This is a genomic window from Mesotoga infera (assembly GCF_900157305.1).
GTDB classification, from domain to species: domain Bacteria; phylum Thermotogota; class Thermotogae; order Petrotogales; family Kosmotogaceae; genus Mesotoga; species Mesotoga infera.
The window spans coordinates 2,606,559-2,622,594 of record NZ_LS974202.1 but is presented as its reverse complement, the minus strand read 5'-3'; the positions used below and the strand labels follow the sequence as shown (position 1 = coordinate 2,622,594).

The following is a 16,036-nucleotide window of genomic DNA, read 5'->3' as shown; positions in this document are numbered from 1 at the left end:
CCCCACCTCTATTCATTCACGATTTTATGGACTGTGTATCCTCGTCTGGATGAAGCGTCGAAAAGAAAGCCCAGAGATTCCGCTATTTTCTGCCTCGGCGCCGCCACGTTCATCCTAGAAAAACCCTTTCCACAGACCCCATAATTAATTCCCCTGTCCAAGTCTAAGTAGGCCTCGTTCAGAAGGAAAGAATACAGCTCATCCTCGTCCAATCTTAGCCCACGCCAGTCTATCCACATCACGAAGGAGCCTTCTACCTCCGAAGTTGTGACGGCCGGTATTTTTTTATCAAAGAAGGTCCTTATCATGGATATGTTTTCCGACACATAGCTCTTCATCTGGTTTACCCAGTCGGCTCCTTCGAATCCGTACCCGGCACAGACGGCAGTATAGACCATAGGGTCTATACTGCCATAGTGGTCAGTGTCGCGCTGTGTCCTGAACCTTTCTCTGGTAGTCGGTTCCGGGATTATCATGTTGGCGTTGTTCACACCGGTCAAGTTGAAGACCTTTCCGAGCGATGTAGAGACTATCGATCTACTCTCAGTTCCGGCAACACTGGAGTAGGGAAGAGCAATATGATTGTTGAAAGTGATCTCTCCGAAGATCTCATCGCTGAAGACTATGACGTCGTACTTCTTTGCGAGAAAGGCTATCCCTTCAAGATCTGAGAGCTCCCATACCCTGGCAACCGGGTTGTGTGGATTGCACAGAACCAGCATTCTGTTACTTTCCACCTTCATGCACTTCTCCAGATCGTCAAGGTCCATATGGTACTTTCCGTCTCTGTATGAAAGGTGATTATAGACGATCTTTCTTTTCGTTCTTCTAACTGCCTGCTCATATCTGTTGTAAACCGGAGGCTGCACGATCACACCATCGCCCTCCTCTGTGAAGGCTCTGATAGTCGTTGCTACCGAGTGGATAGTCCCGTAAGTCGGCACTATCCAGTCACTTTGCACCTCCCAACCACGCATGTTTCGCATCCACCAGCGGATGCTCTCGATATACTTTTCGTCGGCCAGTGTGAACCCCATCAGACCGTTCTTCGCTTTTTCGACTAGAGCGTCGATTATGACAGGGGCCGTCTTGAAGTCCATCTCTGCGCCGGCATAACTTATAAGGTTCATTTTTTTTACAATCCCAGGAGTGCATATATATTTCATGTTGCCCTGATTCTCTCTGTTGACTAATGTATCGAAATCGTATTTCATTCTCCACTCTCTCTAATCTCTATTATAGCTTCTATCTCAACCGTGAAGTCCATCGGAAGCTGGTTTGTGCCGATGGCTGTTCGTGCGTGTCTCCCTGATTCACCGAAAATATCGTGGAGTAACTGCGAGGCGGCGTTGGCAACTATGTGCTGGTTTGTGAAGCCTGTTTCGCTGTTCACAAAGGTCTGGAGCTTCACGATGTTGGCTACCCTGTCGAGATCTCCCAGATATTCTCTAACAGCAGCGAGCATATTGATGACACACAGCCTTGCGGCCTCCTGAGCGTATTCTATGGATCTTTCACTCCCGACTTTTCCAGTGTAGATGGGCCTGCCGTCTTTCATCGGTACTTGACCCGAGACGAACAGAGCTCTTCCCAACCTCTTCACCGGAACATACATCGCGCCTGGCGGAGAGGACGGCGGCAGTTCGATCCCCAGCTCCTTTATTCTCTTCTCAATAAACATCGTCTTCTCCTTTTGAGCTTACGCATCTGTCTCAACCGCTTTCCTTGATATATTTATAGATCGTGTACCTCGAGAGGTTTAGTCTCCTGGAGACGTATGGAACGGATTTCGAAAATGCGAAGGCCTTCTCGCGTTTCAGAAGGCTTATCAGCCTAAGCCTATCGGATTTCGTGAGGCTTTCGATCGGCTTCCCTATCGCTTCCAGACAGCTGTTGAAGATCGACGAGAGTTTGTTCTCACCGGCTTCGCTGATCGCCGACTGGAGATCCGACTCCACCCTGATGAAGTTCTCAAGCATTCCTGAGAACTCCCGCATATACGTGAAGTCGTAGTTTATTCCGAGTGCGTAGTGGTACCCCTCGCCCTTCAGATGGAAAGTCGTCGATTTTATGAGTTTTCCTGACTTATAGACGGCCAGATGGTTGACGAAATCGCTTTCGAGATATGAAGACCTGTATTTTGCGAGATCGCCGTAAACATCCTCGGTCGAGCCAACCTTTCTGTTGGTGATGTGTCCGTTGTATATTACGACTATCGGATGCTTCGGAACACTCATGTCGTGTACCAGAGTTTCGCAGTTGCTTCCAAACATTTCGGCTATTCCCCTTGCCACTCTGTCCAGAAAGTCGAGCGCCTCTTCTCTGCCCATAATCGACTCACTTCCTTTTCTGTCGAATGTGTCGAAGTAACTTCATATCACTTTCCGTTGATCTGCAATTTTTCTATCAATAAGCTTGGTGCGCCTACACAGTAACTTTTGCGCAGGAACTCCTCTATATACAGATCCTTTCCCGCAGCCATGACCCGAGCGAAGAGATTGGTTAGCTTCCCGTTCATCGTCATTCCGGTGACATTGCGATCCTCTATCCCACCCTTTATAACCGTTCCCCTGCAGGGTATAGAAAACCAGCCCGAGCCGATGTTTATCGAGTGGAAGACGTCATATGAGTTGGTTACGTAGATTCCATCTCCCAGTTCTTCGAGCAGCTCTCCCACGGACTTGCTTCCAGGCTCTACGTAGATGATCCTTGGGGTTATTATGATATCGGTCGGAATCGAGCCGCTGAGTAAAGCGTATCTACCGGCATTACCGCTCGAGGATACTCCCAGTTTCGTAGCGCTAGAAATATTGTGCATCAATCCGACGAGCTTTCCCTTATCGACAAGAACTTGCTTAACGCAAGGACTCCCCTCGCAGTCAAATTCGTAACGATACGCTGTGAGTTCGTGCGACGGTGAATCGACTACCGAAAAGAAGGGCGATCCGATCGTTTCTCCCAGTCTACCGGATAATGCCGAGGAACCATCGTTGTATTTGATTCCACTGAATAGCTGCCAGGCTGTCATCAAAATATTCGTGACAACGGTGCTGTCAAGCAAGACTCTGTACTCGCCAGATCCGATTTCAGTTGCTTCGTACTGGTGGCTGAGGTCTGCGGCGATCCTTTCCTTGAATCCTTCGAGAACGAAATGGTCCGGCTCTTTTGTACTCGAATAGCAGGAAGCGTTGTATTGCAGGCCGTTCTTTTCGGCCATAACAGTCGCCGTCGCGCTATAGAGACTCATAGATGTTTCAACGTCGAGCCCACGCGAGTTAATCACGCTTCTAGAAAAACCTTCGGCCCTGATTTCAACAGTAACGCTCGATACATAACGATCGGCGTCCCTCACTACATTTTCCAGCTCGCCTGCGATTTTCTTCATCGACTGTATATCGGAGTTGGCTATCCCGTCAGGTGATGCCCTTCTCACGAAGGCTCCGTTGAGTCTGTCCCTCTGCGTGAGCTCCACCTGACTGGCATTTCTGAGTGCCTTCGTGAAAACGCCTTCGGGCTCTTCTTCCAGGTCCTGTGTGTAAGCGTACCCGGTCTTATCACCGGAAGCCCGAACGAAGAGCTCTGTGGTGTCGGACGAACCGGTCTCTACAATTTCCCCACCGGAACATTTGACCGTTGTGCTAACCCTCCGTTCGGCATCTACTTCGGCCTCAGACACTCCTTCTGGAAGGGTTCTCAAAGCGTGGCGATATCTATCCAGATGATTCATGTTCAATCCTCCCCGCCGACGGACATTAGCGATATTCTCATTCTGGGCTGGAAACTGGTGACCGGACACAACCCCGAATCGGCTCCACAGAAACTGCCACCTTCTTTTTGAAGCTTCCTCCCAACCATATCGACCCTCTTTATCATATCTATGCCCCTCCCGTTGAGAATGAAACCGCTCCTCAGTCTGTGGGAGATCCTGCCATTCTCTATCCAGTATCCTTCGCTAACGGAGATCGAGAACTCCCTACCACCAGTACCGCCTCCGAGTCTCTTCACAAAGAGACCTCTTTCAACGGAGCGAATCATCTCTTCATCATCGTCGTTACCGGGGGCCAGATAGGTATTGCTCATACGGGGCACCGGAGCGTACATGTATCCCTGCCTCCTACCGCTTGCCGTAGAAGGAATTCCCAGTTTTCTACCGCATAGTCTGTCACACAGGTAACTCTTCAGAATACCGTTTTCGATGAGGACATTCTTACGTGTCGGGAAGCCTTCGTCGTCGATGGCCGCCGATCCATAAAGACCGGGAAGCGTTCCGTCGTCGATCAAAGTGACTTTTTCAGAAGCGACGGTTAGCCCTATTTTACCGGCGAAGTCGCTCGTGTTTCTTGAGACGGCCGAAGCCTCTAGCTGGTGGCCACAAGTCTCATGCCAGAATGTACCACAGGAGCCGGCCTCGAAGACAACCGGCACGTTGCACGATTTTACCGGCACAGCCCTGAGGTCCTCGGCCATATCTCTTATGAACTCCCTGGCGAAGGAAGTATAATCGTTTTTCGTACTGAAGGCTTCGAAGCCCTGCGGGCGTGTGTAATCGCCCCATTCGTACTTGAAAAGCTCCCCGACCTCTACGGTAGCCTGAAGTCTCAGTCTGCTAGTTATTCGCCTGTCTTCTGCATGGAGTCCCTCGCTGTTGAAAATCGCAACCTTCTGATCCGTGTCGAAATAATCGACGTTGAGTTGCCTGATACTTTCTCCTGAGTTTCTAGCGGCAAGATCCGTCTCTCGTACAACCCTGATCTTCTCTTTGAAATCCACAGAGGAAGGATAGATCTCAAATCTGTTCGGATTTACGGTCTTTTGCATAGAAAACTTTGTACCTACCATATCGTCGGACAGCCTTCTCCGGACGCCTAAAAGCTCGCTGGCTCTTTCGGCACAGCTTTCAAGGCTCTGCAGGCTCAGGTCGTTGGTATATACGTACACACTGTTGCAGCCATACAGTACGTATATACCGGCTCCCTTGATTCGAACGGTGGTGACCCCGCTTATAGTACCACCTGAGCATTTTATATTCAATTCGTCTTTATCCTCCAGGAAGATCTCAGCGAAGTCGCCTCCCGAGGACAGAGCCTTTTCTATGACTCTCTTCAGACTTTCTACTTCAAGCAAAGCAAAGCCTCCTTTTTACTGTAATTGAAAAGGGCCGTCTTCTACCTATCACTCTCACCAACTGTCGCTAAGGACCATGTGACAGGCGACCATGTGACCGTTGCCTGCATACATCAAGAGAGGCCTTTCCCTTTTGCAAATCTGTTTTGAAAACTTACACCGCGACGCAAAACGACATCCCGGGGCGGGATTTATCGGACTCGGCACTTCGCCAGAAAGCAGGTCACGTTTGTGGTTCTTCTCATACTCTGGATCTGCTATCGGAACGGCCTCGAGAAGTCCGATTGTATAGGGGTGCAGAGGGTTTAAAAAGAGTTCCTCGGTCTCTGCCTTCTCCACCAGCGTGCCAAGATACATGACGAGCGTATCGTCTGAGATATATCTGATTATACTTAAATCGTGTGCTATAAACAGGTACGTCAAATCAAACTTCTTCTGGAGATCTATCAGAAGGTTTACGATCTGGGCCTGTATGGAAACGTCCAGTGCCGAAATCGCCTCGTCGCATACCAGGAACTCCGGTCCCACAGCAAGTGCCCGCGCTATCCCTATACGCTGGCGCTGTCCGCCGCTAAATTCGTGTGGAAAGCGGTTGGCGTGCTCGCGATTGAGGCCGACCATCTCCAGCATCTCGTAGATCCGGTCCATGCGTTCGGGCCTGGTGCGGCACAGTCTATGGATATCGATACCCTCTCCAATTATTGAACCGACGGTCTTTCTCGGATCGAGTGAAGCATATGGATCCTGAAAGATCATCTGCATCTTTTTCGTAATCTGCCGGTATTTTTTGTTATTCAACTGGTGGATATCAATCCCGTTGAAGAGGACTTCCCCCTCGTCGGGCCTGTAAAGATGCATAATAGTCCTTCCCACGGTTGTTTTTCCGCAGCCGGACTCGCCAACCATTCCAAGTATCTTTCCCCGCTCTATCGAAAAGCTGACATTATCGACGGCCTTTAGAACCTGGCTCTTGGATATACGAAAATACTTTTTAAGGTTCTTGACTTCGAGAATAGTCTGAGGCATCTTACATCACACCCTTGCCAGAACTCTCTATGGTATGTCTCTTCGCAACGTAAGGTGTCACTCCTGGAGCTCTGTTGTCCAGAAGCCAGCAGGATGCGAAATGACCCTCCCCTATTTCCCTTGCAGGTGGGTCGTTCTCCTTACAGACTTTCATACGATAGTCGCAGCGATCGTAAAAGCCACAGCCGGCGGGCGGCATAAAGAGATCCGGAGGGGTCCCTTTGATCGTGGAAAGCTTTTCCGTTCTCTTCTTTCCGACGGCGGGAACGCTGTTCAAAAGACCCCATGTGTAAGGGTGACGCGGAGAGTAAAAGATGTCGTCCGTACTTCCGCTTTCGACTATCTTTCCGGCGTACATTACCGATATGCGCTCGGCGAATCTTGCTACTATTCCAAGGTTGTGAGTGATAAGCACTATGGCCATTTCGAATTCCCGCTTTAAATGGTTCATCATTTCCAGGATTTGGGCCTGAGTGGTGACATCCAGAGATGTGGTCGGCTCGTCGGCGAAAAGAATCTTTGGATTGCAGGCCAGTGCGATAGCTATCATAGCCCTCTGTCTCATTCCCCCCGAAAACATGTGAGGATAGCGCATGACGTTTCTCTCGGGGTCGGAAATGCCGACCTCTTTCAGCAGTTCGACGCTCCTCGCGAGAGCCTCGCCGGTAGAGATCTTCTCGTGTTTCCTTATCCCCTCGCTGATCTGCCTTCCGACCCGCATAGTGGGGTTAAGGCTGGTCATGGGGTCCTGGAAAATCATCGACATCTCCTTCCCCCTCAGCTTCTCCATCTGTCTGTCGTCGTAATCGGTTATATCGCTGCCGCAATAGATTATCTTACCTCTCTTGAACCTTCCCGGAGGTGTCGGTATGAGCTTCATGATCGACTGTACCGTAACGCTCTTTCCGCAGCCGGATTCTCCGACTATCGCGAGCGATTCACTTCTGTTCACGTAGAAGGATACGCCCCTTATCGCGTGGACTTCGCCGGCATAGGTATCGAAGGAATACTCCAGATCGCTGACTTCCAATATCTTATCGGACACTGCAGTATCCCCCTTCATCGGCGCAGTTTCGGGTCGAGAGCATCTCTGAGGCCGTCTCCGAAAAGGTTGAAGGAAAGCATAGTCAGGGAAATCATGATCGCAGGTATGAGGAGCTGGGACGGGTAGATCCTGAAGACAGAAACGCCAAGATTCGCCAGCTGCCCCCAGCTGGGTATAGGAGGTTTTATTCCCAGCCCTATGAAACTGAGATAGGCTTCCTGGAAGATGGCCGCCGGAACGCCCAGTGTCATGCTCACGACGACGATCCCCAGTGTGTTCGGGACAAGGTGCTTGAAAATGATGTAGCCGTGCGAGGCGCCTAGAATGCGCGAAGCCAGTACGAACTCCTCTTCCTTGATCTTCAAAATGAGGCCACGGACGTTACGGGCCGAGCCCATCCATCCGGTTATCGCAAAGGCCAGTATTAGCGGTACGGGGCCTGAGCCGATTACAAGCATGATCAGGATCACATAGATCATCTGAGGAATACAGATTATTATGTCTATCAGTCTCATTATTATCATATCCACCTTGCCACCGAAGTAGCCCGATATGCCCCCTATCACTATTCCTATGAGGCTCGGAATTATAGAACCGAAGATCCCCACCGCGAGAGATACTCTTGCACCTACCCAGGTCCGAACCCACAGATCTCTTCCAAGTGAATCGGTACCGAACCAGTGCTCGGACGACGGTGCGGCGTTTATGTTCTTGAGATTTTGTTGGCTATATGAATAGGACGACACCTCTGGAATAATTATAGAAAGAAGCGCTATTGTCAAAATAATTAAGAGCCCGGCCATAGCAACTCTGTTTTTTAGCATTCTTCTCCAGACGTCCTTCCAGAAGGAAATGCTTGGACGGGTCAGAGCCTCCGATTTTCCTTCTTCTCTTTCGACAAATTCGAACTCGTCGTGTGGTATGTTCGCGAAATCTTTTATCATGGCAGATACCTCACTTTGCGATTCTGATACGCGGGTCCACAATCCCGTAAGCGATATCGACCAGAAAGTTGGCCGTCACCAGGAAAGCCCCGAAGAATACGGTCAGCCCCATCGTCATCGTATAGTCAAGGCCGGTAATCGAGTTGACAAAATGCAAACCCAGCCCCGGGATCGCGAAGATCTTCTCGATCACAAAAGTCCCCATGAGTACACTGGCGACCATCGGCCCAAGCATGGTGAGTATTGGAATCAGCGCGTTCCTGATTTCGTGGCTCCAAACGATCTTTCCCTCGCTCAGACCCTTCGACTTGGCTGTCTTAACGTAATCTTGAGTAGTGACTTCCAGCATGCTGGCCCTCATGATTCTGGTGAGCGTCGCCAGTAATCCAAGAGCAATCGCGACCGTTGGAAGGATCTTGTGCATCTCAGTAGTCCATTGAGCCATCGGCAGAATCTTGAGCTTCAACGCGAAGACGAACTGGAGAAAAGAGCCCAGTATGAAGCTCGGTATCGAAACACCTATAACCGAAACCACCACGCACAGATAATCAACGGCCTTACCGCGTTTCCTCGCCGAGGCGATTCCCAGGAAGAGCCCGATTGGTAAAGCTAGTGCGAGCGATCTAAGGCCAAGATCTGCCGAAACCGGGAAGGCTTTTGCTATGATGCTGTTGACCGTTCTGTTGGTGTATTTCAGTGAGTACCCCATGTTCCCCCGAAGCAGATTTCCCATGTATGTGAAGTACTGCTCGAAAATCGGCCTGTTCAGACCGTAGTAATTCATCATTCTTTCCTGCATCTCTACGGTCAATATCTGGTCGGTTTGAAAGGGGTTGCCCGGCAGAACCCTGAGGAGAAAAAAGGTTATCGTTGCAAGCAGCCATAGCGTCAATAAGGAGATCCAGAACCTTTTAAAGACATATCCAATCATCGCTTCACTCCTAAATCTCTTTCACTTAAAAAAGGCAGCCGCCGACAACAGATCTCCAGCGGCTGCATCGAATGCTGATTGAATAAACCTTATCTCAATGCTCTATGTACGCGTAGATGAATTCGATCGAACCGGTCTGTCTTCCATAGTGGAGACCCTTCACGTATTCGCGGTGAAGGTACGCCGAACCGGGTGTCCAGAGTGGAGCAACCGGTACCTGGTCGAGAATGATGGCTTCGGCCTTCTGGAGTAGCAGCATCTTTTCAAGGATATTCGGATTGTTACCCTGCTGCGCTATAAGATCGGAATACTCCTGATTGTTCCACCTGGCGTAGTTGTTGCCGTTGCCGATGGTGAAATTGTTCAATATCGTATCGGGATCCACACCCGTTGACTGTCCGACCAGGAATATATCGAACTGACCGGAGAGAAGCGCCCCGATAGCCTGTGGAACCGGCAGTATCTTGATCTCAACCTTAACGCCCAAAGAGTCCTTCCAACCAGCCTGTAGCGCTTCGGCGTACTGTTTGTGGACCGGCGAGTCCATGCATACGTAATTTATCGCCGGAAGGTCGGTCGGTTTTGAAAGCCCCATCTCGGCGAGCGCTTTCTGAAGGTATGCTTTGGCCTGTTCCACATCTCCGTCCGGTGGAACGCCCGTAGAATTGGGATAGGTTTCCGTGACGGGTTTGCCATCAAGCATTATGCTGGGATCAATCATGCGATCGACGGCGAGCGACCCCGGAGAGGATATTGCAGCAACGATCGAAGCTCTGTCGATTGCAAAACTCAGCGCCTTGCGCAAATTCATGTTACTCATTACTAACCCGTTGGAGCAGTTGAATGCCAAATATTGAAGAGTACCGCCGCTTCTGCTGCCGTATTCGGGATGCATTATCGTCTGTACCTTCGAGATCGAGTAAATAGCGTCGATCTCTCCCAGATCGTACATACCAACCCGGGTGTTCTCATCGGGAATTATCAACTCTACTACTTTCTCTAGCTTCACACTGTCGGCGTTCCAGTAAAGGCGATTCTTTTCGAGGGTGATACTGGCACCCTGCACCCATTCTTTGAGCACGAAAGGACCGCAACCTATGAAAGTCTGGGCGCTTGAGGCGTAGGACATCCCATATTTCTCGACGTAATCCTTTCTTATCGGGTAGAAGTTGATACCCTCGGCCATCTCCGAAATAAAGAAAGGATCGCTGTAGGCGAGAGTTATAACCAGTGTCCTGTCATCGACCGCCTTTATGCCGACTAGAGAGGTATCGGTTATCTCACCGCTGTAATAAGCCTTGGCATTCAGGATCGAATCGAATTCGGAAACCTGTGATGATCCGGTTTCAGGGCTCAGCGTTCTAAGAAAAGAGTATTCGAAGTCCTTTGCCGTCACCGGTACCCCGTCGGACCACTTCGCATCGCGGAGATGAAAAGTATAGACTGTGCCATCTTCGGACACATCGTAAGATTCGGCGAGGCCTGGGACGATGTTGTTGTAGCTGTTTCTGATCAGAGCCTCGTTCAACGCATACATTATCAAGGCAGACATCTCGTCGTTCATCTGGCTGACATCCAGTGTCATTACGTCGTTGTGGCCAGCAAACGTAAAGATTTGTGGTGCGGCAACGGCCGCGAAGCAAAAAGCTGGAATAGCTATCAGTGCAATCAGAACAACACTCACTCGTTTTTTCACGATCCTCACCCTCCATTTGCCTCTATTGTCTTGTCCACCGTCCCGCCGGATAAGCGCCAAAAACGGCAGAGTAACCCGCTGTGTTTATCTCAAGGTCGATGATAAAAAATACTAGCATATTTATAGACAAAATGTCAATTTTTCACTTTACAAATTGTGTATGAAGAACGCGAGCCACAATACGGTGTTCCCATCACGACGGAGGATCGTAAAACCACTTTTATCCTTCGAGAGTATAATTCTAAGACCTTACATCAGCAGAGATATGAGATAGGGGAGCAGATGTCGAAAAAGAGTGTAGGATTTGGAAGGTTCTTGAGACGATATATAGATGATGAAGTAAAATTTAGAAAGTGGCTCAATCTGGGAATCGCTTTTGAAAGCTTCAGACGCCGCCGCTTACCCTCTCGCAAGGCCCGGTTTCTAAGGATCATCAACAGCCTTGCGGTTGAAGAGATTTATTATTCCCTGACCGGAAGGGAGACTGCCTGGGTCAACCTGCTAGCCCCTTCGGAACTGCTCCTGCCTCTGGGTATAAATCCCGTCTCGGCCGAGGGAGTATCGGGCATGCTTGCCTCGATGCACCTCGAAGGGTTTGCCATATCTTCGGCCGCCGAATCGGGAATTCCCGATTCGCTCTGCACCTTTCACAGAACTTCTCTCGGGGCATCCATCAAGAAGCTGTTTCCGGCTCCAAGATTCATAATGACCTCCACGATCTTCTGCGACGGGAACCTGCCTACTTTCAAGAGGATCTCCCGGGAATATCAGGTACCCTTCATACTGATTGACGTTCCCCGGGGCCGCATGAAAAACTCCGTAGGATACGTTCATTCACAACTCAAGGAGGCTATAGAGCTCATAGAGGAAATTACCGGGAAGCCTTACCCGATGAACCTCTTGAGCGATATACTCGCCATTGAAAGACAGACGGTGGAAAATCTTTCGCGGGTTCGAAAAGAGATGAAAAGCTCTTATCTTCCACAGGAGCTGTATGAGTACATGAACGCACTTTATGTAATGCATACGCTCGCCGGCGATATCAGGCTCAAAGACGCGTCGGAGGAATTCGAAAGGGATCTGATTGCAGACAGGCATGAGCAGAAGAAGATTCTCTGGTTACACATCCCACCTTACTACGACAACGAGCTTTTCAAGATCTTTTCACCAAAATCGAAACATACTGTGGTCGGCAACGAACTGATGTGGGACTGGCTCTATCCGGTGGAACCCGATAGGCCTTTGGAGAGTCTGGCCGAGAAGCTCGTCTTCAATCCCCTGTGCGGAGGGGCTGAAGACAGATGGAAACTCTGCGCCGATCTGGCCGATGATTTCGGAGCCGACGGGATCGTTCATTTCACCCACTGGGGATGCAGGCAATCGGCAGGAAGTGTGAGTTATCTCAAAAAGATGTTCGAATCGAAGGGACTTCCCTTCCTGGAGCTGACGGGCGACTGTGTCGATCATACCTCAGAAGGGGCCGGGCAGTTGAGAACTCGTGCTCAGGCCTTTCTAGAGATTCTGGAGGGCAGGAGATGATATTTTACACGTGCAGCTATATCCCGCTGGAGATCCTTATGGGCACAGGTAGAGACTTCGAGAGGTTGTTGAGCGTAACCCCATCGTCCTGCCACGAGTTGGGCTGCAATCTCTGTGGCTACGCCAAGACGGTCTACGGAGCTGGGATGGAGCTTGACAAGGGCGATTTTCTCCTTGTGGCCGATTCGTGCGATGCGATGCGCAGAGTAGGAGACCTCCTGAACGAAAGCTCCAGGGCAGGAGTATTCATAATGCGCCTCCCGTGGAAGAGAGATGAACTGGCGGTGGAATTCATGGCCTCGGAAGTCCTTCGACTGATCGGGTTTCTCGAGAAAAAAGGGATTGACGTTAATCTTTTAGCAGGAATAGAGCGCTTCAACGACCTTATCGATCATGTTCGATCGCTGGAGGCAACGCTCGAAGGCCGTGATCTCACAGAACTCTATCTTTCTGCTCTAAACGGTCTGAAGCACGTCCCGACAGGTTCTGTGGACAAAGGTAAAACATCAGGAAAGAATTTCGGTCTGGCTGGTGGAATAGTGGATATGAGTGAGATAGACGGAATAATCGAGAGTGCGGGCGGGGTGATAACCCTTAACGAGACCTGCCTGGGTGCAAGGCCCTTTGCATCCAGAACTCGTATCGGAAAAGATCCGGCACTCTCTGTGGCACAGAGGTTGATTGGCTGGCGGGCACCATGCGGGAGATTTTCAGAAAAAGCGGAGAATGAGTACGGGGAACTTGATGGGCTGCTGTACGCCATACCGAAGTTTTGCGACTTCTACGATTTCACGCGCAACACTTCCGACTCGAAAATATACAGGGCCGAGATCGATTATCCCCTTAACTCCCACGGGCAGATCGCCACGAGAGTGGGAGCATTGCTGGAGAAAAACTCGGCGCGACGATCCAAAATGGAAAAAGGGGGAGGTTCGTTTTTTTTAGGGATAGATTCCGGTTCCACAACCACCAATGGTGTATTGACCGATTCGACGGGAAAGATACTACACTGGAAAACCATCAGAACGGGAATCAATGCTATGGCTTCTGCCAGGCGTCTTTACGAAGAGCTAATTTCGCAGTCCGTTGGAACGAAGGAAGAAGTGGCCCGAATAGTCGCGACCGGTTATGGTAGGGAACTGATCGATTTCGCCGATGAAACGGTAACCGAGATTTCCTGCCACGCCAGAGCCGTTTCGACGCTTTTTCCATCGGCAAGAGGAATTGTCGATATCGGGGGACAGGACAGCAAGGTGATAAAGCTTTCCACAGAAGGGAAAGTGGAGGATTTCTCTATGAACGACAGATGCGCCGCCGGAACCGGCCGCTTCCTGGAGGTCATGGCGAAGGTTCTCGAACTTGATCCGGAAGAGATGGCCTCACTCGCTTCCCGTTCCTCCAGAGAGCTTTCGATCAGTTCAGTCTGCACCGTTTTCGCAGAATCAGAAGTTGTGTCGCTCATAGGCAGAGGAGAGAAGATAGAGGACATTTCTGCAGGTTTATTCAACGCGATTGTGAAAAGAGTGGCTGCGATGTACGCACGTCTCGGCTCTCCGGAACCACTGGTCTTCACAGGTGGTGTAGCGAGAAACGCAGGAGTCGTGCACGCCATGGAAAGAGTGTTTAAGAGGAAAGTTATCCTTCCCGAAGTGCCGGATATAATGGGCGCCTACGGTGCGGCGCTCTTTGCTACGGACCGCCAAGAAAAAGGGCAGTGATATGAATCTGGCAACCATTATGGTAAAAATGACCGGTCTTGCAATTCTTTCCATTGATTTACTGATGAATTGAAGGAAATGTAATCCGGCGTTTTGTATAATAACAACAAACGTGCCTTAAGTCATCTGGCTGGCTTTCAAGGGAGTGTTGAAATTTGAACTGGTTTGGAGCGGCGTATTACCCGGAACACTGGCCCCGGGAAAGATGGAGGGAAGACGCAAGAGTAATGGCATACCTCGGAATTAATGTAGTGAGGATTGGGGAGTTCTCCTGGGGTGTTGTGGAGAAACGGCCCGGCCAGATCGATTTTACTCTACTGGATGAAGCGATCGATGCGCTGTATTCCGAGGGCATCAGAATCATAATGGGTACTCCGACTGCGGCCCCGCCTTCGTGGCTTCTTAAAAAATATCCCGGTGTGCTTAGAATGGATGGCGATAGAAGGACACCCGTCGCCGCGGGTCGCCGCCAGTACTGCTTCAACTCTCCGCGTTACCGTATCGAGACGGAAAGGATCGTAAGCGCATATGTAGATCACTACGGGAAAGACCACAGAATAATCGCTTGGCAGGCCGACAACGAATACGGTTGCCACGGCTCCACACTGTGTTATTGCAGAAACTGTGCCGGAGCTTTCAGAGAGTGGTTGAGAGAAAGATACGGAACTCTGGACAATCTAAACCAGTCGTGGGGAACTGTTTTCTGGAGTCACACCTACGGCGACTGGGAAGAGATTAACCCTCCCAAACCCGGTCCTGTATCGCCGAACCCCTCTCTGGTGTTGGATTATAGACGCTTCTCATCCGATTCGGCGATCGAATACCACGATATTCATAAAGAGATAATTAAGAAGAGCAGCAAAGCCCCGCTGACCCACAATCTCATGGTCAATTTCACCGATATAGATTACAGAAAACTCGCAAGAAAGATCGATTTCGTATCCTGGGATAACTACGTGGCCGGGGAGTACGATCCCGATCTACAGGCTTTGAATCACGATCTGATGAGATCTCTGAAGAAGGCTCCCTTTCTGGTGATGGAACAACAACCCGGAAGAGTCAATTGGCGCTCTGTTAACAACGCGTATCCTTCCGAACAGCTGGCCTTCTGGATAAAACAATCCGTCGCACACGGAGCCTTCGGTTCCCTTGTTTTCAGGTACAGGCAGTTCCCGTTCGGGGCCGAGCAGTTTCACGGTGGCCTTTTAAATTACGACGGAACGATGACGGAGAGGGCCAGAGTCTTCGCTGAAACGATCAAGGAGTTACGAAACTGGAAGATAGAAGATCCGCAAAAAGAGGCCGCGATCTATATAGACTACGAGAATTTCTGGATAGGTGAGACCGACAATCTAAACGGCAATTTCAGATTCCTGTTCGACTCGATACTGCCCATTTATAAAGCCTTCAGGAACTTTGGCTACAATGTCGATTTTCTCTTTCCCGGAGAATCGCCGCAGAGTTACTCCTTTGTTGCCATTCCTTCGGCCTTCAAGCTCGATGAAGATTTCGTCAGGGATCTGCTGAAATTCAAAGGGAAGATATTCATCACCGCCATGACGGCTCAAAAGGATCAAAACAACAACATCCGGGTGCAGAAGGCCGACGATTTCCAGCTTCTGACGGGGATTCACGTTGTCGATTTCGGAGGACTGGAAGGCCCGATCAAGGTCTCGTCCTGCAAGAACGTTTTTGATTGTGACTTCGTAGCCGAGGAGATCGAAGTACTTAACGGCTGCCAGACGGTGGCAAGATACATAGATGGACCTTTCAAGGGAAAACCGGCTGTAACGGTAAAGGAAAACTGTTACTACGTGGGCACTATCCCGGACGTCGAATCGATAAAAAGAATCTTCCTCGAGGCTTCGATTGAAAGAAAGGCCGAAGGTTCGGCCAGGCTGTTGAGTATGAGGTCTTACAGGGTTATCTTGAACCCATATCCGTACAGTTTAAGATTGAAGATCGGCGAAGAAATCCACAGCCTCAAGCAATACGAAGTAAAAAGGATCTAGT

Annotated in this window: 13 protein-coding genes; 3 read left to right on the top strand and 10 right to left on the bottom strand. The window is 50.0% G+C overall.

The genetic code is table 11. The annotated features are described in order from the left end of the window. Positions 1 to 8: 8 nt before the first annotated feature. From MESINF_RS11920 to MESINF_RS11875, 10 genes are all read right to left on the bottom strand, one after another. Positions 9 to 1,214, bottom strand: a complete 1,206-nt coding sequence (locus MESINF_RS11920; protein ID WP_169700123.1) for a MalY/PatB family protein — start codon at positions 1,212 to 1,214, stop codon at positions 9 to 11. Then, positions 1,211 to 1,681 (bottom strand): RidA family protein, encoded by a 471-nt coding sequence (locus MESINF_RS11915; RefSeq protein ID WP_169700121.1) that lies wholly within the window; start codon positions 1,679 to 1,681, stop codon positions 1,211 to 1,213. The genes MESINF_RS11920 and MESINF_RS11915 overlap by 4 nt, the downstream gene beginning before the upstream one ends. 31 nt (positions 1,682 to 1,712) lie before the next feature. Beyond that, positions 1,713 to 2,330 carry a helix-turn-helix transcriptional regulator gene (locus MESINF_RS11910; RefSeq protein WP_169700119.1) on the bottom strand — a complete coding sequence of 206 codons (618 nt, stop codon included), beginning with the start codon at positions 2,328 to 2,330 and terminating at the stop codon, positions 1,713 to 1,715. A 47-nt stretch (positions 2,331 to 2,377) separates the two neighbouring features. Continuing rightward, entirely contained in the window at positions 2,378 to 3,727 is a 1,350-nt protein-coding gene (locus tag MESINF_RS11905; RefSeq protein ID WP_169700117.1) for a TldD/PmbA family protein, read from the bottom strand. Positions 3,728 to 3,729: 2 nt separating this feature from the next. Then, positions 3,730 to 5,124, bottom strand: coding sequence for a TldD/PmbA family protein (locus MESINF_RS11900; protein ID WP_169700115.1), 1,395 nt, complete (start codon positions 5,122 to 5,124; stop codon positions 3,730 to 3,732). 54 nt (positions 5,125 to 5,178) lie between these two features. Beyond that, complete coding sequence (locus tag MESINF_RS11895; RefSeq protein WP_169700113.1) at positions 5,179 to 6,150, bottom strand: ABC transporter ATP-binding protein; 972 nt, start codon at positions 6,148 to 6,150, stop codon at positions 5,179 to 5,181. 1 nt (position 6,151) lies between these two features. Continuing rightward, positions 6,152 to 7,195 carry an ABC transporter ATP-binding protein gene (locus MESINF_RS11890; RefSeq protein ID WP_231936758.1) on the bottom strand — a complete coding sequence of 348 codons (1,044 nt, stop codon included), beginning with the start codon at positions 7,193 to 7,195 and terminating at the stop codon, positions 6,152 to 6,154. Between the two features lie 14 nt (positions 7,196 to 7,209). After that, positions 7,210 to 8,139 carry an ABC transporter permease gene (locus tag MESINF_RS11885; protein WP_169700109.1) on the bottom strand — a complete coding sequence of 310 codons (930 nt, stop codon included), beginning with the start codon at positions 8,137 to 8,139 and terminating at the stop codon, positions 7,210 to 7,212. A gap of 10 nt (positions 8,140 to 8,149) precedes the next feature. Next, positions 8,150 to 9,070 (bottom strand): ABC transporter permease, encoded by a 921-nt coding sequence (locus tag MESINF_RS11880; protein WP_169700107.1) that lies wholly within the window; start codon positions 9,068 to 9,070, stop codon positions 8,150 to 8,152. 94 nt (positions 9,071 to 9,164) lie between these two features. Beyond that, the gene (locus tag MESINF_RS11875; RefSeq protein ID WP_197712679.1) at positions 9,165 to 10,766 is read right to left on the bottom strand and encodes a peptide ABC transporter substrate-binding protein; all 1,602 of its coding nucleotides are present in this window, start codon (positions 10,764 to 10,766) and stop codon (positions 9,165 to 9,167) included. 282 nt (positions 10,767 to 11,048) lie between these two features. Between MESINF_RS11875 and MESINF_RS11870 the strand changes: the two genes are divergently transcribed. The 3 genes from MESINF_RS11870 (at position 11,049) to MESINF_RS11860 (ending at position 16,035) form a co-directional block, all read left to right on the top strand. Beyond that, positions 11,049 to 12,305 (top strand): 2-hydroxyacyl-CoA dehydratase subunit D, encoded by a 1,257-nt coding sequence (locus MESINF_RS11870; RefSeq protein ID WP_169700105.1) that lies wholly within the window; start codon positions 11,049 to 11,051, stop codon positions 12,303 to 12,305. Then, positions 12,302 to 14,023, top strand: coding sequence for an acyl-CoA dehydratase activase (locus MESINF_RS11865; RefSeq protein WP_169700103.1), 1,722 nt, complete (start codon positions 12,302 to 12,304; stop codon positions 14,021 to 14,023). The genes MESINF_RS11870 and MESINF_RS11865 overlap by 4 nt, the downstream gene beginning before the upstream one ends. Before the next feature lie 155 nt (positions 14,024 to 14,178). Beyond that, positions 14,179 to 16,035 carry a beta-galactosidase gene (locus MESINF_RS11860; protein ID WP_169700101.1) on the top strand — a complete coding sequence of 619 codons (1,857 nt, stop codon included), beginning with the start codon at positions 14,179 to 14,181 and terminating at the stop codon, positions 16,033 to 16,035. The last annotated feature ends 1 nt before the right edge of the window (position 16,036 follow it).